This window comes from Streptococcus oralis (assembly GCF_023109195.1).
GTDB lineage: Bacteria > Bacillota > Bacilli > Lactobacillales > Streptococcaceae > Streptococcus > Streptococcus oralis_BV.
In genome coordinates this window covers 349,234-367,838 of record NZ_JALDUB010000001.1, presented here as the reverse complement: position 1 = coordinate 367,838, position 18,605 = coordinate 349,234, and the positions used below count along the sequence as shown (strand labels likewise).

Annotated in this window: 24 protein-coding genes; 9 read left to right on the top strand and 15 right to left on the bottom strand. The window is 40.5% G+C overall.

Annotated elements, in window-relative coordinates:
• Window positions 1-14 precede the first annotated feature (14 nt).
• The 3 genes from M1F65_RS01785 to M1F65_RS01775 form a co-directional block, all read right to left on the bottom strand.
• The gene (locus tag M1F65_RS01785; RefSeq protein WP_247925351.1) at window positions 15-1,292 is read right to left on the bottom strand and encodes a pyrimidine-nucleoside phosphorylase; all 1,278 of its coding nucleotides are present in this window, start codon (window positions 1,290-1,292) and stop codon (window positions 15-17) included.
• Window positions 1,289-1,879: a class I SAM-dependent methyltransferase gene (locus M1F65_RS01780; RefSeq protein ID WP_247925350.1), complete on the bottom strand. Its 591-nt coding sequence runs from the start codon at window positions 1,877-1,879 to the stop codon at window positions 1,289-1,291. Before M1F65_RS01780 ends, M1F65_RS01785 begins: the two co-directional genes overlap by 4 nt.
• Window positions 1,880-2,081: 202 nt before the next feature.
• Complete coding sequence (locus M1F65_RS01775; RefSeq protein ID WP_049520707.1) at window positions 2,082-2,486, bottom strand: hypothetical protein; 405 nt, start codon at window positions 2,484-2,486, stop codon at window positions 2,082-2,084.
• A 201-nt stretch (window positions 2,487-2,687) separates the two neighbouring features.
• Here M1F65_RS01775 and coaA point away from each other — a divergent pair, with 201 nt between their 5' ends.
• The 3 genes from coaA (at window position 2,688) to M1F65_RS01760 (ending at window position 4,498) form a co-directional block, all read left to right on the top strand.
• The gene (coaA, locus tag M1F65_RS01770) at window positions 2,688-3,608 is read left to right on the top strand and encodes a type I pantothenate kinase (RefSeq protein ID WP_247925349.1); all 921 of its coding nucleotides are present in this window, start codon (window positions 2,688-2,690) and stop codon (window positions 3,606-3,608) included.
• 67 nt (window positions 3,609-3,675) lie between these two features.
• A complete protein-coding gene (gene rpsT, locus M1F65_RS01765) occupies window positions 3,676-3,912 on the top strand; it encodes a 30S ribosomal protein S20 (protein ID WP_001274000.1) in 237 nt (78 codons plus the stop codon).
• Window positions 3,913-3,964: 52 nt separating this feature from the next.
• On the top strand, window positions 3,965-4,498 hold the full coding sequence (locus M1F65_RS01760) for a DNA topology modulation protein (RefSeq protein WP_125384520.1): 534 nt from the start codon (window positions 3,965-3,967) through the stop codon (window positions 4,496-4,498).
• Between the two features lie 16 nt (window positions 4,499-4,514).
• On the opposite strand, the gene metG is transcribed toward M1F65_RS01760, so the two are convergent.
• The 4 genes from metG to M1F65_RS01740 form a co-directional block, all read right to left on the bottom strand.
• The gene (metG, locus tag M1F65_RS01755) at window positions 4,515-6,512 is read right to left on the bottom strand and encodes a methionine--tRNA ligase (protein WP_125384519.1); all 1,998 of its coding nucleotides are present in this window, start codon (window positions 6,510-6,512) and stop codon (window positions 4,515-4,517) included.
• A 136-nt stretch (window positions 6,513-6,648) separates the two neighbouring features.
• Complete coding sequence (locus M1F65_RS01750) at window positions 6,649-7,908, bottom strand: ABC transporter permease (RefSeq protein WP_001180398.1); 1,260 nt, start codon at window positions 7,906-7,908, stop codon at window positions 6,649-6,651.
• A 1-nt stretch (window position 7,909) separates the two neighbouring features.
• On the bottom strand, window positions 7,910-8,608 hold the full coding sequence (locus M1F65_RS01745; RefSeq protein ID WP_061586897.1) for an ABC transporter ATP-binding protein: 699 nt from the start codon (window positions 8,606-8,608) through the stop codon (window positions 7,910-7,912).
• Window positions 8,592-9,776: an efflux RND transporter periplasmic adaptor subunit gene (locus tag M1F65_RS01740; RefSeq protein ID WP_061586896.1), complete on the bottom strand. Its 1,185-nt coding sequence runs from the start codon at window positions 9,774-9,776 to the stop codon at window positions 8,592-8,594. The genes M1F65_RS01745 and M1F65_RS01740 overlap by 17 nt, the downstream gene beginning before the upstream one ends.
• A 266-nt stretch (window positions 9,777-10,042) precedes the next feature.
• On the opposite strand from M1F65_RS01740, the gene gor reads away from it, so the two are divergent.
• The 3 genes from gor (at window position 10,043) to M1F65_RS01725 (ending at window position 13,019) form a co-directional block, all read left to right on the top strand.
• Complete coding sequence (gene gor, locus M1F65_RS01735; protein ID WP_247925348.1) at window positions 10,043-11,389, top strand: glutathione-disulfide reductase; 1,347 nt, start codon at window positions 10,043-10,045, stop codon at window positions 11,387-11,389.
• A 143-nt stretch (window positions 11,390-11,532) separates the two neighbouring features.
• Entirely contained in the window at window positions 11,533-12,069 is a 537-nt protein-coding gene (locus M1F65_RS01730) for a biotin transporter BioY (RefSeq protein ID WP_125384517.1), read from the top strand.
• Window positions 12,070-12,461: 392 nt separating this feature from the next.
• Entirely contained in the window at window positions 12,462-13,019 is a 558-nt protein-coding gene (locus M1F65_RS01725) for a TetR/AcrR family transcriptional regulator (RefSeq protein ID WP_125384516.1), read from the top strand.
• Window positions 13,020-13,051: 32 nt separating this feature from the next.
• On the opposite strand, the gene M1F65_RS01720 is transcribed toward M1F65_RS01725, so the two are convergent.
• On the bottom strand, window positions 13,052-13,270 hold the full coding sequence (locus M1F65_RS01720) for a YdbC family protein (RefSeq protein WP_125384515.1): 219 nt from the start codon (window positions 13,268-13,270) through the stop codon (window positions 13,052-13,054).
• 103 nt (window positions 13,271-13,373) lie between these two features.
• Here M1F65_RS01720 and M1F65_RS01715 point away from each other — a divergent pair, with 103 nt between their 5' ends.
• On the top strand, window positions 13,374-13,694 hold the full coding sequence (locus M1F65_RS01715; protein ID WP_061420780.1) for a hypothetical protein: 321 nt from the start codon (window positions 13,374-13,376) through the stop codon (window positions 13,692-13,694).
• 27 nt (window positions 13,695-13,721) lie between these two features.
• Here the strand turns inward: M1F65_RS01715 and M1F65_RS01710 are convergent, their stop codons facing one another.
• The 7 genes from M1F65_RS01710 to rpsP form a co-directional block, all read right to left on the bottom strand.
• Window positions 13,722-14,060: an ATP cone domain-containing protein gene (locus M1F65_RS01710; protein ID WP_001196045.1), complete on the bottom strand. Its 339-nt coding sequence runs from the start codon at window positions 14,058-14,060 to the stop codon at window positions 13,722-13,724.
• Between the two features lie 11 nt (window positions 14,061-14,071).
• Window positions 14,072-14,791 carry a tRNA (guanosine(37)-N1)-methyltransferase TrmD gene (trmD, locus tag M1F65_RS01705; protein ID WP_008277730.1) on the bottom strand — a complete coding sequence of 240 codons (720 nt, stop codon included), beginning with the start codon at window positions 14,789-14,791 and terminating at the stop codon, window positions 14,072-14,074.
• Window positions 14,781-15,299 (bottom strand): ribosome maturation factor RimM, encoded by a 519-nt coding sequence (gene rimM / locus M1F65_RS01700; RefSeq protein ID WP_001105876.1) that lies wholly within the window; start codon window positions 15,297-15,299, stop codon window positions 14,781-14,783. The genes trmD and rimM overlap by 11 nt, the downstream gene beginning before the upstream one ends.
• A 30-nt stretch (window positions 15,300-15,329) precedes the next feature.
• Window positions 15,330-16,118, bottom strand: coding sequence for an alpha/beta hydrolase family protein (locus tag M1F65_RS01695; protein WP_000819211.1), 789 nt, complete (start codon window positions 16,116-16,118; stop codon window positions 15,330-15,332).
• A 98-nt stretch (window positions 16,119-16,216) separates the two neighbouring features.
• Window positions 16,217-16,549: a MazG nucleotide pyrophosphohydrolase domain-containing protein gene (locus M1F65_RS01690; protein ID WP_000654125.1), complete on the bottom strand. Its 333-nt coding sequence runs from the start codon at window positions 16,547-16,549 to the stop codon at window positions 16,217-16,219.
• 43 nt (window positions 16,550-16,592) lie between these two features.
• Window positions 16,593-16,832, bottom strand: coding sequence for an RNA-binding protein KphA (gene kphA / locus M1F65_RS01685; RefSeq protein ID WP_000379617.1), 240 nt, complete (start codon window positions 16,830-16,832; stop codon window positions 16,593-16,595).
• Window positions 16,833-16,851: 19 nt separating this feature from the next.
• On the bottom strand, window positions 16,852-17,124 hold the full coding sequence (gene rpsP, locus M1F65_RS01680) for a 30S ribosomal protein S16 (protein WP_000268760.1): 273 nt from the start codon (window positions 17,122-17,124) through the stop codon (window positions 16,852-16,854).
• A 504-nt stretch (window positions 17,125-17,628) separates the two neighbouring features.
• Here rpsP and M1F65_RS01675 point away from each other — a divergent pair.
• Window positions 17,629-18,207, top strand: a complete 579-nt coding sequence (locus M1F65_RS01675) for a hypothetical protein (RefSeq protein WP_129313126.1) — start codon at window positions 17,629-17,631, stop codon at window positions 18,205-18,207.
• A gap of 2 nt (window positions 18,208-18,209) precedes the next feature.
• On the top strand, window positions 18,210-18,434 hold the full coding sequence (locus M1F65_RS01670) for a helix-turn-helix transcriptional regulator (protein WP_129313128.1): 225 nt from the start codon (window positions 18,210-18,212) through the stop codon (window positions 18,432-18,434).
• Window positions 18,435-18,605 lie beyond the last annotated feature (171 nt).

Here is an 18,605-nt window from a genome sequence, read left to right as displayed (position 1 = left end):
GATTCTCCCTAGTTTTATGAGATAATTTCTATAATTTCTCGTAAACTTTGCACTCCATCATTTATTTTAACATATTTTTGAAATTCTGTAACTAGTTCAGAAGAAATTTTTCCATTTGTATAAACTTTTGCAACAATTTCTCCTTTTTGAACGGAGTCTCCAACTTTCTTTTCAAAAACAATCCCTGTTTCATAGTCCAAGTCATCAGACTTGACTGCACGACCAGCTCCTAGTCTCATGACATAGAGCCCAAATTCCATAGCTGGAAGGGCTGAAATAACACCTGTATCTTGAGCTGGAATTTCCAGCACATGGGCAACTTTGACTGGGCGATAGAGATCTTCTAAATCGCCACCTTGTGCTGCTACCATTTCTTCAAACTTAGCCAGTGCTTGGCCATTTTCCAGGTGTTGACGGATTTCCTCGATCGTTTTCTCAACATCAGCCAACCCAAGCATAATCTGAGCTAGCTCGCAGATAAAGTGACTAATATCTTCTCGGCCTTTCCCTTGTAAAATCTCCAATGCCTCAAGGATTTCGAGACGATTGCCAATGGCTCTTCCCAAGGGCTGACTCATATCGGTAATGACTGCTACTGTTTTTCGACCAACAGCCTTACCAAGATCCACCATGGTTTGAGCTAATTCGCGCGCCTCATCAACCGTCTTCATGAAGGCACCCTCACCGACCGTTACGTCTAGCAAAATGGCATCCGCTCCTGCAGCAATTTTCTTGCTCATAACAGAACTAGCAATCAAAGGAATCGTGTCGACAGTTGCTGTCACATCACGGAGGGCATAGAGAAGTTTGTCTGCTTTAACCAGTTGATTGGACTGCCCAATGACAGATACACCAATGTCCTGTACCTGACGAATGAAATCTTCTTGACTTCGCTCAACTTGATATCCCTTAATAGACTCCAATTTATCAATTGTTCCACCAGTATGGCCGAGACCTCGACCACTCATCTTAGCAACAGGCACGCCGAAACTCGCAACAAGAGGAGCCAAGATTAAGGTCACCTTATCACCTACACCACCAGTCGAATGCTTATCAACTTTAACCCCCTCAATAGCTGACAAATCAAACTCCTGACCTGTCTTGACCATATTCATCGTCAGATCAGAAATCTCACGTGTGGTCATTCCTTTAAAATAAACAGCCATAGCAAAAGCAGACATTTGATAGTCTGGAACAGTTCCAGCCACATAGCCTTCTACCAACCATTTGATTTCATTTGAAGTCAGTTCTTGACCATCTCGTTTCTTTTGGATTAAATCAACTGCTCTCATTCTTTCACACTTCTAAGGATATAATATCCCTTATCTTTCTTTACGATTTCACAATTTCCAAAAACTTCTTCCATCTTACTTTTAGCACTTGGAGCCCCTTGTTTTTTCTGAATGACGATGGTTAAATCTCCTCTGTCTTTCAAGAAATCTCTGCTCTTTTCGATAATCTCATGAACAACCTGTTTGCCCGCTCGAATCGGCGGATTAGAAATAACATGGTCAAACTTCCCTTCAACTTGTTCATAGATATTGGATTGGAAAATCGTTGCTTCTACTTTATTACGTTCAGCATTTTGTCGCGCTAGGTCCAAGGCACGATTATTGATATCGACCATGGTCGCCTGAACTCCATAAGCCTTGGCCAATGACAAGCCCAATGGCCCATAACCACAACCCACATCAAGGACCGTCTCTCCTTCATTTACCTCTAGATACTTGAGCAAGAGCTGACTCCCAAAGTCAACCATTTTCTTGCTAAAAACACCCGCATCCGTCAAAAAGGTCATGTTTTCTCCCAACAACTCCACTCTCAACTCATGAATGTCGTGAGCAGCATCAGGATTTTCTGCATAATACATTTTACTCATAAAACTATTTTACCATAATTTGGCTTGAATTGTAAATCGTTTACAAAGTGATGATCAAATGAAAAAGACTGAAGAATCCTAGTCAAAAAACCTTTTCTTCAATCTCTTTCAATTATTAGAAATACATTACAATCTATCGGGAACTACAAATTATCATAGTCAGGAAAAAACAGATCGCCTGTAATCAAGCACATTTTCATCACTATTGCTTAACCTTAAAATACTTTATTATCAACAGGATTCCCAATATGATGTTTAGATAAAAACCCAACTGATAAGTTTGTGTCAAGATTTCCAAACTTGTCCAAAGTCGTATCAAATCTTCTAGTGACATACGGAATAGATATCCTTCTGTAGCAATCCACAAAATCAAAAATAGATAACTACCAGCAGCAAGCCATTTCGTCCACTGCTTTTTTACTAGCCAAGCAATCAAGAGTGAACAGATAAAGATAACTGTTACAAGGAGATGATCCATCAAGAAGGTAAAACCGTAATAGGTTTCTACAAAGCGTCTACCATTATCCGCATTCGCATCCCTTATAAAAGGTAGTGCAAAACTTAAAATAAAACAGAGTTCCAATAAGTAACATCTCAAGATTTTCATTGTATACCTCCTATAAGTTGCGAACTAAAAAGCCCACTTTCAATAACTGATAAGTCTTCAGAAACCATTCTCTATCTCATCATTAAATTATTCAACCTCCATCTACATCTATTATACGATATTGACTTACTACCATCAAGAAACCGCTTTATCTTTTTAGTTTTTTATGGTATGATAAACAAAATATCTAGGGGAAAACAAATGACCAACGAATTTTTACATTTTGAGAAAATCAGCCGCCAGACTTGGCAATCATTACATCGCAAAACAACCCCTCCCTTGACAGAGGAAGAGTTAGAATCCATCAAGAGTTTCAATGACCAGATTAGTCTACAGGACGTAACAGATGTCTATCTTCCCCTAGTTCATCTTATCTATATTTACAAGCGCACCAAGGATGATTTGGCATTTTCAAAAGGAATTTTTCTCCAACGCGAAAGCAAATCCCAACCTTTTATCATTGGGGTTTCTGGTAGTGTTGCTGTGGGGAAATCGACTACTAGTCGCTTACTTCAGATTCTTTTATCACGTACTCTCCCAGATGCTACTGTAGAATTGGTGACAACTGACGGTTTTCTCTATCCCAATCAAACCTTGATGGACCAAGATATCTTAAATCGCAAAGGTTTTCCTGAAAGTTATGATATGGAAGCCTTGCTGAATTTTCTTGACCGCCTAAAGAATGGGCAAGATGTCGATATTCCTGTCTATTCTCATGAAGTGTATGACATCGTTCCTGGAGAGAAGCAACGTGTCAAAGCTGCTGATTTTGTCATTGTCGAGGGGATTAATGTCTTTCAAAACCCTCAAAATGAGCGTCTTTACATCACTGATTTCTTTGATTTCTCCATCTATGTGGATGCTGCTGTCGAGGACATTGAAAGTTGGTATCTGGATCGTTTCTTAAAGCTGCTCAGCTTTGCCCAAAATGATCCCAACAGCTACTACCACCGCTTTACACAAATGCCGATTGGAGAAGTTGAAGCCTTTGCTCACCAGGTTTGGACCAGTATTAATCTCACAAATCTACAAAACTATATCGAACCAACAAGGAATCGCGCCGAGGTCATTCTCCACAAGACTAAAAACCATGAAATCGATGAAATTTACCTAAAAAAATAATTTCCCCTTGTCAAAACCTAAGTTTTCATATATAATGGTATAGTTAGTAAATATGGAGGTAAGAACATTGGCAAACATTAAATCAGCTATCAAACGCGCTGAATTGAACGTTAAACAAAACGAAAAAAACTCAGCTCAAAAATCAGCTATGCGTACTGCTATCAAAGCTTTCGAAGCAAACCCTTCTGAAGAACTTTTCCGTGCTGCTAGCTCAGCTATCGACAAAGCAGAAACTAAAGGTTTGATTCATAAAAACAAAGCAAGCCGCGATAAAGCTCGTCTTTCAGCTAAACTTGCTAAATAAGAAACAGTCCATAGAGGCTGTTTTTTTGTCCTCTAATCAGAAAAGGTAGAAAATGAAAATCGCAATTATCGGTTATTCTGGAGCTGGTAAGTCAACTCTAGCAGAAAAGTTATCTAACTACTACTCCATCCCCAAACTGCATATGGATACGCTCCAATTTCAACCTGGTTGGCAAGACAGTGACCGCGAATGGATGTTGGGCGAGATGAAAAACTTTCTCACAAAGCATGAAGCTTGGGTTATCGATGGCAACTACTCTTGGTGCTATTACGAGGAAAGAATGCAAGAAGCTGACCAAATCATCTTCCTCAATTTTTCACCTTGGACTTGCTTACTGAGGGCCTTTAAGCGTTATCTCAAATACCGAGGCAAGGTCAGAGAAAGTATGGCAGCAGGCTGTCCTGAACGCTTTGACTGGGATTTTATCCGATGGATTCTCTGGGATGGGCGGACAAAGAATGCTAAAGAACGCTATCAACGGGTTCAAGAAACCTACCCTGAGAAAGTAATTGTCCTCAGGTTGCAAAAGGAGATGGACCACTTCTTAGAAAATATCGCAAACAACAAGAAAAACCAACGTGTCTAACGTTGGTTTTTTGCTATTAGCCAATCACACTTCCGTTTGGTACAGCTGGATCAACTGTGAGAAGGGTTAATTGTCCATCATGTTCAGCTGAGAGAATCATCCCTTGGCTGACATATTTTTTCATCATTTTACGTGGTTTAAGGTTGGCAACGATTTGGACTTTCTTGCCGACCAATTCTTGTTCGTTTGGATAGTATTTTGCAATTCCTGAGAGGACTTGACGGTCTTCGCCATCACCAGCATCTAGGCGGAATTGGAGCAACTTGTCAGAACCTTCTACTTTAGACACTTCTTTGACCTCTGCGACACGGATCTCGACCTTATCAAAGTCTTCGAACTTGATTTCATCCTTGTTGAGTTTGAGTTCAACTTCATCTGGATTCCATTCTTTTTCGACGGCTGGTTTGGTGCTTTCCATTTGTTCTTTGATATAGGCAATCTCTTCTTCCATGTCGAGACGTGGGAAGATTGGTGTTCCTTTGGCAACAACAGTCACACCTGCAGGGAAATCTGCCAAGCTCAAGTTTTCTAGGCTAGAAACTTCTGCTAAGCCAAGTTGTGCCAATACAGCGCGACTAGTTCCCATCATAAATGGCTCAATCATGTGAGCTACGACACGAAGGCTGGCTGCCAAGTGGCTCATGACACTTGCCAATTGGTCACAGTGCTCTTCATCCTTAGCCAAGACCCATGGGGCTGTCTCATCGATGTATTTGTTGGTACGTGATATAAGAGTCCATACTGCTTCTAAAGCACGTGGATAGTCAACAGCATCCATGTGTGTATGGTAATCAGCAATTGATTCAGAAGCTACTTGAGCAAGAGAATGATCAAACTCTGTCACACCTTCTACATAGGCAGGAATTTGTCCATCAAAGTACTTGTTAATCATGGAAACTGTTCGGTTAAGGAGGTTTCCAAGGTCATTTGCTAATTCATAGTTGATACGGCCGACGTAGTCTTCTGGAGTGAAGGTTCCATCTGAACCGACTGGAAGGCTACGCATGAGGTAGTAACGAAGTGGATCCAGTCCATAACGTTCTACTAGCATTTCAGGGTAAACGACATTCCCTTTAGACTTAGACATCTTGCCGTCTTTCATGACGAACCAACCGTGGGCAATCAAGCGGTCAGGCAATTTCATATCCAACATCATGAGAAGGATTGGCCAGTAGATGGAGTGGAAACGAAGAATATCTTTTCCAACCATGTGGAAGACCGTTCCATTCCAGAATTTATCATAGTTAGCATGATCGTCTTGACCGTAATCAAGAGCAGTCGCATAGTTAAGAAGGGCATCAATCCAAACGTAGACAACGTGTTTGGGATTTGATGGGACTGGAACACCCCAGGTAAAGGTTGTACGAGAAACTGCTAAGTCTTCCAAACCTGGCTCGATGAAGTTACGCAACATTTCATTGAGACGACCATCTGGAGTGATGAAATCAGGGTGAGATTTGAAAAATTCTACCAAACGATCTTGGTATTTGCTGAGGCGAAGGAAGTAAGACTCTTCTGAAACCCATTCAACCTCGTGACCTGATGGAGCAATACCGCCGGTTACATTTCCAGCTTCATCACGGAAAACTTCTGCAAGCTGGCTTTCTGTAAAGAATTCCTCATCTGAGACTGAATACCAACCAGAATATTCACCTAGGTAGATGTCATCTTGAGCAAGCAAACGTTCAAAGACTTGTGCCACTACTTTTTCATGGTAGTCGTCCGTTGTACGGATAAATTTATCGTATGAGATATCGAGTAATTTCCAGAGTTCTTTGACACCAACTGCCATGCCGTCAACATAGGCTTGCGGCGTGATGCCAGCTTCTTCCGCTTTTTGCTGGATTTTCTGACCATGCTCGTCAAGACCTGTCAGATAAAAGACATCGTAGCCCATGAGGCGTTTGTAGCGAGCTAGGACATCACAAGCGATGGTTGTGTAGGCAGAACCGATATGAAGTTTACCAGATGGATAGTAAATCGGTGTTGTAATATAAAAATTCTTTTCAGACATAATTTTTCCTTTCCAGGCAAATGAAACCTGTTTTTCTAACACTTCATTATATCATATTTTTAGTGATTTTCGATAGGAAAATCCACACAAAAAACAAGATAGACAAGCGTCCATCTCGTTTTTTCTGTTCTATATCTTATTCATAACGAAGGGCTTCGATTGGATCGAGCTTAGAGGCTTTATTGGCCGGCAAGACTCCGAAGATCATCCCAACGCTGGCTGACACAGCTAAGCTAAAGAGAGCGATTGGGAGTGAAACCCCAACTTCAATACCTGCAATCATGTTTTGAAGCAATACTCCAGCTAACATGGTCATTCCAGCAGCAATCCCAAGGCCGATGACACCACCTAGCAAGGTTAAGATCATGGATTCAATCAAAAACTGTACCAAGATATTAGCCCGAGTAGCTCCGAGCGCTTTCCGCAAACCAATCTCACGCGTGCGTTCTGTCACCGAAACCAGCATGATATTCATAACACCGGTTCCCCCGACAAAGAGAGAGATTCCTGCGATGGCACTGATAATGGTGGTCATAAAACCAAAGAGTTGTTGTACTTCTTGGAAGGCGGCAGTTGCGTCCGCAACTTGGTACTCTCCTTGCTGAAGACCAGCAATCTCGGTCAGTTTTCGAGCCAACTCTGGTCCCAAGGTCTGCGTTAGACTAGTATCATTGACACGAAAGACGATATTCGAGATTTCATCAGTATTAAAATTGGCTGCGAGAGAGATATTAGTCGTAATTGGAAGACCACCAATCCCAAAGGCTTTAGCAGTTTTAGCTTCATTGCTAGTATAAACGCCAATCACACGGTAACTAAATTCATTAACAGAGATGATTTGATTAACCGCAGCTTCGGGACTATCAAACAAACTCTTGGCTAGTTCTTCGTCCAGCAAAATCACACTGGCAAATTCCTTGTAGTCTTGCGGTCTTAGACTTCTACCCGCAACGATTTCATTTTCAACTGCGTTCATGTAGGTGCTATTTCCGCCTGTCAGATTCGCTCGTTCAACCTTCTTATCCTTATAAGATAAGGTAACGTTGGTCGAGTTGGTGACATAGTAACTGTCTACTCCTTTGAGTTTGGCAGCCTCCTTGACCCAAGATTCTAGTGGTTTTGGTGGTTCAACATGAACATCCTCTTCTTTCCCGCTAACTGTCAAAGCTGACTGACGCTGAGTAAAGGAGCCATCCTTGCTCTTGATAGGAGAGAAAAATACATGGATATCCTTCTGCGATTTGGTCATGTTTTTATTGACCTGACGAGACATAGAGTCGCCAAGAGCCATGATGACAACGACAGACGAAACTCCGATGATAATCCCAATCATGGTGAGGAAGGAACGCATCTTGTGAGCCATGATGGATGAAAAGGCAAATTTCAGATTCTGCATCTTAGTTTTCCTCCTTTTCTAGGGCACTGTCTGATGAGATAACACCATCACGAATGACAATTTGGCGTTTGGCATAGGCAGCAATCTCAGGCTCATGCGTGACCATGATAATGGTTTTCCCTTCCTTGTTTAACTCCACCAACAGCTGCATGATTTGATTTCCCGTCTTGGTATCCAAGGCTCCTGTAGGTTCGTCTGCTAGGATGATAGAAGGATTATTTACCAATGCACGGGCAATCGCTACACGTTGCTTTTGACCACCTGATAACTCGGAAGGCAAATGATGACTGCGCTCCGTCAGCTCAACCTTTTCCAGAAATTCCTCAGCCAATTTCCGACGTTTAGAAGCCGAAACTCCAGCGTAAATCAAGGGCAATTCGACGTTTTGAAGCGCATTGAGCTTAGACAAGAGAAAGAACTGCTGAAAGACAAAGCCGATTTGCTGGTTGCGGACCTTGGCCAGTTGTTTCTCTCCAAGACCTGCAACTTCTTTACCTTCAAGGTAGTACTCTCCACTGGTTGGTGTATCCAACATTCCGATGGTATTCATCAAGGTAGACTTACCAGAACCAGATGGTCCCATAATGGCAACAAACTCACCTTCATGAACTTCTAGACTGATATTTTTAAGGACCTGCAGTTCTTGGTCACCATTTCGATAACTTCTACAGATATTTTTGAGACTAATTAGTTTCTTCATCAGCCTTCACCTCTTTTCCTTCTTCCAAGGAAGATGTTGGATTACTGATGACCTTGGCACCGTCTGTCAAACCTGAAGTAATTTCTTGGTTGTCTGCGTCCGCATTCCCCAAAGTAACTTCTACCTTCTTCGCTTTTTTCTGGTCGTCAACGATCCAGACATAGTTTTTGTCATTTTCGGTAACAACACTTGTCAAAGGAACAAGGATGGCCTTACTCTTGTTTTTGACTTCCACACTGACAGAGAAGCCTTGTTTCAACTCACCGATATCGCTAGTCACATCAACAGTATAAGGGTACTTAGATCCAGTATTTCCTCCAAGGGCTGCATTTGCTGCTTCTCCATTGTTTTTAGGATAATCAGAAATATAGCTGATTTTTCCTGTCCAGCTCTTATCTTGGTAAACCTTCGAAGTAAAGGTAACTTCTTGGCCTACAGAAAGGTTAGCAAGGTTGTATTCAGACAACTCCCCTTTGACCTGCAAGTTTTCATTACTTACAACATGAACTACCACTTGGCTGTTACCCGTTGGTGATTTGGAAACATTACGATTAACTTCAACTACAGTCCCTTCAAGTGTACTGAGGACAGTTGCGGCATCTAGCTGTGCTTGAGCCTTGTTGAGCTGAGCCACAGCATCTGCACGGTTATCCTTGGCATCACTTATTTGAGAATCAATAGAGGATACGGAAGAAGTTGCTGCTTGCGCTTGTTCTGGGAGTCCAGCTTCTGTTGGAACCTGTGGAGAAGCTGGTGTAGCTGATGCATTTTCACGAGCCTTGTTTAACTCCTCGATATGACGGTCTGCCTTTGCAACTGCACGATCAGCCGCATCATAGGCAGCTTGAGCATCTGCACTGCTGTATTTGACCAAAGCTTGCCCTTCTTCGACCTTGTCCCCAACCGAAACGAGAATTTCATCTAAATCTCCCTTACTAGCATCAAAATAAACGTATTGTTCATTTTTTGCTGTAACCGTACCTGACAAGAGAACCGATGAAGCAACGGAACCTTCCTTAGCAGTAACGATATGAGAGGTTTCCTCCTTGACTGCTGACTGGGAAGGTTGTCTAAAAATCAAAATCCCCGCAGCACCGATAACAATAGCACTGGCAACACCAATCGCTGTGTATAATTGCCATTTTTTTGCCTTCTTATTTCTTTTCATTTTCAAGCTCCTTTAATCTTTTGCCTTACAAAAACCATTATATCAGAAATACCAAGCCCAAACAATGACAGTTCAGATGGAAACAATGACAATTCAGGACCATTATTTCGTTCGGTATTCGTTTATTGGATTGTTGTGCTAGATATATAATACAATATCTTTTTGAATTTGGCAAGCGTTTTTATAATTTTTTTATCGTAGCAGATTTTTGCATTCAAAAAATAAAAACGATAGAATATGACTATCAAAGCTATAAGGAGTTTTCTATGAGAGAATATGATATCATCGCCATTGGTGGAGGAAGCGGCGGCATTGCCACTATGAACCGCGCTGGCGAACACGGTGCTAAAGCTGCTGTTATCGAAGAGAAAAAATTAGGTGGAACCTGCGTCAATGTCGGCTGTGTTCCTAAGAAAATCATGTGGTATGGAGCGCAAATCGCTGAAAACTTCCACCACTACGGCCCTGACTATGGTTTTACAAGTTCAGATGTTCAATTTGATTTTGCTAAACTTCGTCAAAACCGTGAAGCCTACATTGATCGCGCTCGCTCATCTTATGATGGAAGTTTCAAGCGCAACGGGGTTGATTTGATTGAAGGTCGTGCTCATTTTGTTGATTCCCACACAGTCAGCGTTAATGGTGAATTGATTCGTGCCAAGCATATCGTGATTGCGACTGGCGCTCGTCCAAGCATCCCAACTATTCCTGGAGCTGAACTCGGTGGCAGCTCAGACGATGTCTTTGCTTGGGAGCAACTTCCTGAATCCGTTGCGATTCTTGGAGCTGGTTATATCGCCGTTGAATTAGCAGGTGTTCTCCACGCGCTAGGAGTAAAAACGGATTTGTTTGTCCGTCGTGATCGTCCCTTGCGTAGTTTTGACAGCTATATCGTTGAAGGACTTGTCAATGAAATGGAAAAAACAGCTCTACCTTTGCACACACATAAGGTACCCGTCAAGCTCGAAGAAACGGAGCAAGGTATTACCATTTATTTCGAAGACGGTTCTAGTCACACTGCCAGCCAAGTTATCTGGGCTACCGGTCGCCGTCCAAATGTAGACGGTCTAGAGTTAGAAAAGGCTGGCGTTACACTCAACCAACGTGGATTTATCCAAGTGGATGAGTATCAGAATACAGTTGTAGATGGCATCTATGCTCTTGGAGATGTGACTGGTGAGAAGGAACTGACCCCAGTAGCCATCAAGGCAGGACGTACCCTATCTGAACGCCTTTTCAACGGGAAAACAAATGCCAAGATGGACTACACGACTATCCCTACAGTTGTCTTCTCCCACCCAGCAATCGGAACCGTTGGTTTAACTGAGGATCAAGCTATAAAAGAATACGGCAAAGATAACATCAAAGTCTACAAGTCAAGCTTTGCATCCATGTACTCAGCCGTTACAAACCATCGTCAAGAGTCTCGCTTCAAACTCATCACCACCGGTGCTGACGAAAAAGTTGTTGGACTACACGGACTTGGTTACGGAGTGGATGAGATGATTCAAGGATTCGCTGTTGCCATCAAGATGGGTGCAACCAAGGCGGACTTTGATGCTACAGTAGCTATCCACCCAACCGCTTCAGAAGAATTTGTGACCATGCGCTAATTATCGCAAGAGACCTCTTGAGGTCTCTTTTTACTTGTAAAATCGGCCGTTACAAAATTGTTACCTTGATTTCAAAAATAGGTTGACTTTTCTTTCTAAATTAGTATAATAGTTACTATAATTTTGAAAAGAGGTTAACAGTTTTGAAAAAAGCTCATATCTATGCTATCCCTGCTATCGGTGCTGCTCTCATCGCTGTATTGGCACAAATCAGTCTCCCTATTGGTCCTGTACCTTTCACTTTGCAAAACTTTGCAATCGGTCTGATTGCTACTGTTTTTAGACCTAGGGAAGCTGTTTTATCTGTAGCTCTCTATCTCTTGCTGGGTGCCATTGGTTTACCTGTTTTTGCAGGGGGAGGAGCTGGATTTCACGTTTTAGTCGGCCCAAGTGCAGGCTATCTTTGGTTCGACCTTGTCTATGCTGGACTTACATCTTATCTCATCCATCAAAATAGTGGCTATATCCGCATTTTCCTAGCCAACCTCTTGGGTGACTCCCTCGTCTTTGTCGGGGGAATTCTCAGCCTCCACTTCCTTGCTGGTATGCCACTTGACAAGGCACTCGCTGTTGGCGTCCTTCCCTTTATCCTCCCTGATCTTGGTAAGATTATTGCCATTAGTTTCATTAGTCGTCCCCTACTCGAACGATTGAAAAGTCTTCCATATTTTTCAAGATAAAAGAATAGTCCAGAACCATTGTTCTGGACTATTTCCTTTCTAAGAATCAACTGTACACTATTTAGCTACTCTACTATTCTTATACCAGTATGAATATTAATCGTTTTATTCTTCAAATTATAGTTATTCACGATATGCAAAGTAGAAAAGTATTCTAATTGATTCAAACCAAATATGCTTCCATTGATTTTGGATGCTTAGCAATTGTATACTTTTCAGAAAACGCATTTTCACTGATAGAGCTATATTTTATAAATTATTTGTGATACAATAGAGCTACCTAAAAGATTCAGAAAATTTAATGTTCATTGATTGTTTATATTAACTTGAACATTCTGATTTTTCTTCATTCAAAAATAACTGTAAATAATTATAAGTAGAAAGGTAATTCTATGGCAAAGAATACTCGTGAGCTAATCATTGGGGCTCTCATCACACTAGCTAAGAAAAATCCTCAGCGTAGTTCCTTTACAATGACTGAAATTGCTGCTGAAGCTGGTATTTCACGACAAGCGATTTATCAAAAGCATTTTAACAACTTTGAAGATATTATCGAATACATTCACGAAGAGACCAATCAGGACATTTTTAACGTCTTTAATAAGTACTGCCCTAGCAATGATGGAGATCCTATCAGCTTTTTAGCAGACCATATACTTCCTCTCATATACGAAAAAAGGAAAGTTATTAACACCTTGTATACCACACAAGTCGACCCATGTTGGAAGGAATTTCTGCGTGGAATATACTCAGAGTGGGTACTAAAGAATGTCAATTACCAACTGAAATATAATTTTAATAAAGAGGACATCGCTTATATCATTACGACCATGGCAATCTCTTTCATTGAAGTCTGGATTCGTAAAGATAATCCAATACCACCTGAAGAGTATAGAGAGACTTTCATTCAATTATCTAAGACTTCTCTCTGTGACTATATTGTGTCCTAAAAAAGAATCTTGAGTTGCACTCAAGATTCTTTTTATTGTTGCCCTTTAAAGGTATCGACCATTACCTGAAATTCTTCATTGGAAAGCGTGATTCCTTTTCCCATTTTGGTATGGTCTGGGCTCCAAGCGCGAATGTCAAACTTTGCAGGGGCACCATTAAAGCTAACGCGATTTAGTTCTTTTGTCCATCCTTTGTCATTTTCAGACAAGGTGAGCAAGTGTTCTTCGATTTCAAATGTAAATTCTGCCATTTTAACTCCTTTATGTGATATGCTTTCTATAGTCTATTCGTAAAAATCTTGTGGTTTTTAGGAAAATTTTATATAATGTGGATATATAAGAAGGGAGGATTCTATGAGACAGACATTCAAACTAGTTCTAGGTAAACTACATGGTTTTCTCAATGGGAATGATGATCATCCTCAAATCGAGGACAACTCCCTCACTGCTATGATTGAACAAGCCATCCATAAAAAGACGGCTGTTCATGTGATACTTGCTGAGACAAGTTTTACGGGTGATATTGTCAAACACGATGCTAATCGCCAACAAATTATCGTCAAAAATTTTTCAAAAAACGTAACTCGAATCATTCGTATCAGTGACATTAAGCGACTTCGTTTCGTTCCCTCAACTGTACAAAAAGCTCAGAAAAGTCTATTTAAGAAAGAGTGAGATGTTCTTTGCATCCCACTCTTTTTCTTAACGGATTTGTTCAAAATGAAGATGAACAGCGATATGGTCGCCATAACCACTTCTCTCCAAATCGCGTTGCAAGCGATAAGAGATATAATGTTCTGCGATTGTAATGTAGCCAGCTCCAAGCAAGCGGTGCTCAACCATTGACTGGATCATGCTGATAGTCGCACGTTCTACTTTTGCTTCTTCCAAGTCCAAAACGACTTTTTTAGTAACTTGAGCTAAGTTTTGACGTAGGTCATCAGTCAAAACATAAACTGTTTGGGCTGCTTTTAGAACAGCTTGGTAAATTTTATCTGGATCAAATTCAGCAATTTCTCCATTACGTTTGATTACTTGCATAAGGTTCTCCTTTATTCTTTGTTTTCTTTGATTTCAGCCAGCATCTTTTCTTCTTCGGCTGTCAGTTTATAGTTTTCTAGCAGGTCAGGTCTGCGTTCGTAGGTTTTCTTTAGACTCTCATACAGCCGCCACTGGCGAATCTTTTCATGGTGCCCACTCATGAGCACATCTGGCACGACCATACCTCGATAGTCATAAGGGCGAGTGTACTGAGGATATTCGAGAAGACCCGAAGAAAAGCTATCATCCTGGTGACTAGACTCCTTACCAATCACTTCCGGTATCAATCGCACAGTCGCATCGATCATGGTCATGGCCGCCAATTCTCCTCCAGTCAAAACATAGTCTCCTAGGGAAATTTCATCAGTTACCAAGGTCTTGATGCGCTCGTCATACCCTTCATAATGACCGCAGATAAAGATTAGTTCTTCCTCTTGAGCCAAATCCTCAGCATAAGTCTGATCAAACTGCTTTCCAGCTGGATCGAGGAGAATGACGCGCGGATTTTTCTTTTCAATAGCATCAAAGGCATCGAAAATGGGTTGAGCCCTTAGCAACATCCCCTGACCGCCTCCGTAAGGTTCATCGTCAACATGACGGGCCTTTTCAGCATATTCTCTGAAATTATGATACTGGATATCCAAGAGCCCTTTTTCTCGAGCCTTCCCAACAATCGAGTGTTCCAGCGGAGAAAACATCTCAGGAAAGAGGGTTAAAATATCAATCTTCATCATCTAGTCCTTCTAAGATTTCCACTTCGACCCGCTTGTTTGGAATATCAACATTGAGAACTACTGGTGGAATGTAAGGTAAAAGCAAATCTCGCTTACCTTTTCGCTTGACTACCCAGACATCATTGGCTCCCGGTTGTAGGATTTCCTTGATAGTTCCTATCAAGTTATCACCCTCGTAAACATCCAAACCGATAATCTCGTGATAATAGAATTCTCCATCATCTAGATCGTTCAAATCTTCCTCGGCGACCTTGAGACTATAACCCTTGTACTTTTCAATCGCATTGATATGGTACATGTCTTTGAATTTGATAATGTCAAAGTTCTTATGCTTACGGTGACTTGCGATGGTCACTGTTTGGACAAACTGGTCTTTATCATCAAATAAAGCCAGCTCTGCCCCTTTTTTAAACCGTTCCTCAGCAAAATCCGTCACAGACAAGACTCGCATCTCACCTTGTAGACCCTGCGTATTAACGATTTTCCCAACATTAAAGTAGTTCATCTTGTCTCCTGTACTCTCCTTCTTTCCATCTTATTCTGACAATTCTCGAATAATATTCGCAATTTTTTCTGATTCAGACCATTGTAAATAATGGTGATTCCCTCCTAAAATGAGTTTAGTATTGGAAGTCCAATATTCTGAGTCTCTGTATTCTTTTTCTCTATAAGCCTGACAAAAAATAAATACAGGGACATGAGCTTCTATAGATACATTCTTAAAATCTTCCTCAGTAATCTCACAATATATATGAAATTCTGGAACTTGTCTTTCCAACTCTGAATCTTTTTCTTGCACTAAATCCCAGATTTCTTCATTAGTTTCAGAGCTAAATGCTGCTTGAGTTATGTTCTTAAAATAGACTTCGGGGCCACACTCTTCAATCAGTCTCATTTGCTCTTCCATTTCTGGATAAGGATTTTCTGAAAAATCAGAAAACATTACTTTTTTAGTTGTTGGTTCAATTGCTACTAAAGCCTGACACTTAATTGATTTGTTCATCAATTTGCAAGCTAAAATTCCACTCAAACTATGTGCACAAAGTATATATTCATAAATCGCCAATTCTTCAAGTACTTCATAAACCGCGTCTACAAGATTGTCCAGATTTTTTCCAGATTGGTCATGAATCGGACTCCTACCTGTGTTTGGAAAATCAATTGTCAAATAACCAATTGTGGGAGGAAGTTTTTCAAGTATAAGTGAAAAATTTTCATAACTTGGTAGCAAACCTGCGCCATTTAAACAAACAAGCACTTTCTTTTGCTTTTTATAAGTAACAGAGAGGCTGCCAATTTTTGTAGTTACTTCAAATCGTTTCATAAAGAAATCCACTCATTCTATAACAATGATTTATTAAAAACCCTTATCCTTTATTTTATCACGTTCTAGGGATTTTCACAAGTTGAAGAAAAAAGACACTATAGATATTTTCCCTCCAAAAATTCTTCCAAATCTCGTTCATGTTGGTACTTAATGGCAGCCTTCTTATCTTTGTCAAAGATGGTTTTGGTTAGATCAATGTCGTTTATGGTCGCGATTGCGACGGTGTAGTGAATGATATCAGCTAGTTCTTTGGCTAGTTCCTCATTTGAGTCCTGGACAGACTCTTTTCGACCAGAGCGCCCGTTCAAGACCTCGGCTACTTCTCCGACTTCCTCCACTAGCTTGATAAAGAGACCTTCCTCAGTCCGAGATTGCTGGTAATGTTCGAGTAAGTAAGCTTGTAATTGTCTAAACGTTAAATCCTTCATCTTCTCCTCCTCACAAAAAAGCGAGACTTCTGTCCCGCTTTTCTTATTTTTCGTCGATAACGATTCTTACTTTCTTGTCTTCAGTTGGGACAGAGTAGACAATCGTTCTTATCGCTGAGATAGTGCGACCTTTACGACCGATAACACGACCGACATCGCTTTGGTCAAGATCCAAGTGATACTCCAAAAACTCTGGTGTGTCTTCGATCTTGATAGTTAAGGCATCAGGTTGTGAAATCAAAGGTTTCACAATCGCAATAATGAGATTTTCAATCGTATCCATCTGTCAACCTACTTTAAACTTATTTTGAGAATTTAGAATCGTGGAATTTTTTCAATACGCCTTCTTTTGAAAGGATGTTGCGAACTGTATCTGAAGGTTGAGCTCCATCAGCCAACCATGCAAGAACGCGGTCTTCTTTCAAAGTTACTTGGTTTTCAGCAACAAGTGGGTTGTAAGTCCCAACTGTTTCGATGAAACGTCCGTCACGTGGTGAACGTGAGTCTGCTACGTTGATACGGTAGAAAGGTTTTTTCTTAGAACCCATACGAGTCAAACGGATTTTAACTGCCATTTTTTAATGTCTCTTTTCTTATTTTTTTATTTCGGTGAAATAGCTGAGCTATTTAGCACATGTTCTATTATAGCAGATTTCTGACAGGTGTCAAGAAAAAAACTTGACAGAGTTTTAATTTTTTTAACTACTAGAAATTGCTTATAATCTTAAAGAAAAAATTAGAAAGAAATCGTTTATGAATACTATTTTAGAAACATTTTATAAGGATCATCAAGTCAAGCCCTTCATCTCTTCTGAACGTGATTTGGATGCTTGGCTCCTAAATCCCAAGCCCGTTCCCAAATGACACATGGACTTATTAACGAAACTATCCAAACCAAATCCGATGCATTGCTTCAAAGATTTCTTTAGTTTTTTGACTTGTGAAAGCTTATATTAAAAAATTTTTTCAAATAATTACCACATTGACACATAAAATTCTTGCTTTCTAAATTTAAGTGTGATATTTTTATAACATAACATTTAAATGTTATATATTTATAACACAAAAAGGAGTCTATCATGAAAAAAAGTCAAAAAATGCGTGGCCTCATTGCAATGATTGCCGTAGCTCTCTTGATTGATTTTATTGTTTTATTTGGTTCTAATCTTAGTTGGGAACCCAAGTTAGTTATTACTGGTATTTCAGTGTCAGGTCAAATTGTAGCTATTTGGAGCTGGCTACATAAGAGTCAGAAAGGTAAGGGAAAGATTATTTTTGACTTGTCTGCTAAGCTTTACACGGTACTTTTATCTGCAGCAAGCATTTTTTATACAGTAGGGATTTGGGTTGCGACCCCAAGCGAAAGTTCTGGTATTAAAGAATGGATTTTGGGAATTGGCCTCGTTATTGAAGTGATTGTATTTGGCTTTTTCTGTTTGAAAAATGTCAAGGAAACTCCGGACGAACGCTTTTATGAGAATTTAGCAAAGGCAGCTGGCTTGATGTTTGTTTTTATGCTAGGTGCACTGATGATCCTAGCAGTTATCATTGGGTATATGGGGTATCTCACTCTTTACATGGGCCAAATCTTTATTAGCATAGCTGCTTTGATTTTCATCTTTGCGGTTGTCTATCTTATCTTGGAACGGAGAGGATAAGCATGGCCAAAGAAAGCAAGATTATTACTAATCTCAAATCTGTTCGTGAGTTCACAGGCATGACCCAGCAGGAGTTAGCCGACCTCATCGGCATGCGACGCGAGACAATTCTGCACTTGGAAAATAATCGTTACAATCCTTCGCTGGAAATGGCTCTTAAAATTGCTCAAGTTTTTAATCTGAAAGTAGAAGACCTCTTTGAACTCAGACAGAAAGAGGAAGCATAATTCTTTTCGAGACCTAGTATTAAGTTCATTGATTCATTAGGAATTGAAGCCAAAGGGAGAGCGGATACTGGAACAATACCAGGACATTGTCGACCGTCATCCGAAGAAAAATCTCTAATCAAGCCACTTTTGGGTTGACTTCCTCTTAAACTACCTTGTCACTAATATTTG

Excerpts from the sequence above, each read along its gene's own strand:
- M1F65_RS01785 (WP_247925351.1), bottom strand. The coding sequence starts at position 1,292 with ATGAGAGCAGTTGATTTAATCCAAAAGAAACGAGATGGTCAAGAACTG.
- M1F65_RS01780 (WP_247925350.1), bottom strand. The coding sequence starts at position 1,879 with ATGAGTAAAATGTATTATGCAGAAAATCCTGATGCTGCTCACGACATT.
- M1F65_RS01775 (WP_049520707.1), bottom strand. The coding sequence starts at position 2,486 with ATGAAAATCTTGAGATGTTACTTATTGGAACTCTGTTTTATTTTAAGT.
- coaA (WP_247925349.1), top strand. The coding sequence starts at position 2,688 with ATGACCAACGAATTTTTACATTTTGAGAAAATCAGCCGCCAGACTTGG.
- M1F65_RS01760 (WP_125384520.1), top strand. The coding sequence starts at position 3,965 with ATGAAAATCGCAATTATCGGTTATTCTGGAGCTGGTAAGTCAACTCTA.
- metG (WP_125384519.1), bottom strand. The coding sequence starts at position 6,512 with ATGTCTGAAAAGAATTTTTATATTACAACACCGATTTACTATCCATCT.
- M1F65_RS01750 (WP_001180398.1), bottom strand. The coding sequence starts at position 7,908 with ATGCAGAATCTGAAATTTGCCTTTTCATCCATCATGGCTCACAAGATG.
- M1F65_RS01745 (WP_061586897.1), bottom strand. The coding sequence starts at position 8,608 with ATGAAGAAACTAATTAGTCTCAAAAATATCTGTAGAAGTTATCGAAAT.
- M1F65_RS01740 (WP_061586896.1), bottom strand. The coding sequence starts at position 9,776 with ATGAAAAGAAATAAGAAGGCAAAAAAATGGCAATTATACACAGCGATT.
- gor (WP_247925348.1), top strand. The coding sequence starts at position 10,043 with ATGAGAGAATATGATATCATCGCCATTGGTGGAGGAAGCGGCGGCATT.
- M1F65_RS01725 (WP_125384516.1), top strand. The coding sequence starts at position 12,462 with ATGGCAAAGAATACTCGTGAGCTAATCATTGGGGCTCTCATCACACTA.
- M1F65_RS01720 (WP_125384515.1), bottom strand. The coding sequence starts at position 13,270 with ATGGCAGAATTTACATTTGAAATCGAAGAACACTTGCTCACCTTGTCT.
- M1F65_RS01715 (WP_061420780.1), top strand. The coding sequence starts at position 13,374 with ATGAGACAGACATTCAAACTAGTTCTAGGTAAACTACATGGTTTTCTC.
- M1F65_RS01710 (WP_001196045.1), bottom strand. The coding sequence starts at position 14,060 with ATGCAAGTAATCAAACGTAATGGAGAAATTGCTGAATTTGATCCAGAT.
- trmD (WP_008277730.1), bottom strand. The coding sequence starts at position 14,791 with ATGAAGATTGATATTTTAACCCTCTTTCCTGAGATGTTTTCTCCGCTG.
- rimM (WP_001105876.1), bottom strand. The coding sequence starts at position 15,299 with ATGAACTACTTTAATGTTGGGAAAATCGTTAATACGCAGGGTCTACAA.
- M1F65_RS01695 (WP_000819211.1), bottom strand. The coding sequence starts at position 16,118 with ATGAAACGATTTGAAGTAACTACAAAAATTGGCAGCCTCTCTGTTACT.
- M1F65_RS01690 (WP_000654125.1), bottom strand. The coding sequence starts at position 16,549 with ATGAAGGATTTAACGTTTAGACAATTACAAGCTTACTTACTCGAACAT.
- kphA (WP_000379617.1), bottom strand. The coding sequence starts at position 16,832 with ATGGATACGATTGAAAATCTCATTATTGCGATTGTGAAACCTTTGATT.
- rpsP (WP_000268760.1), bottom strand. The coding sequence starts at position 17,124 with ATGGCAGTTAAAATCCGTTTGACTCGTATGGGTTCTAAGAAAAAACCT.
- M1F65_RS01675 (WP_129313126.1), top strand. The coding sequence starts at position 17,629 with ATGAAAAAAAGTCAAAAAATGCGTGGCCTCATTGCAATGATTGCCGTA.
- M1F65_RS01670 (WP_129313128.1), top strand. The coding sequence starts at position 18,210 with ATGGCCAAAGAAAGCAAGATTATTACTAATCTCAAATCTGTTCGTGAG.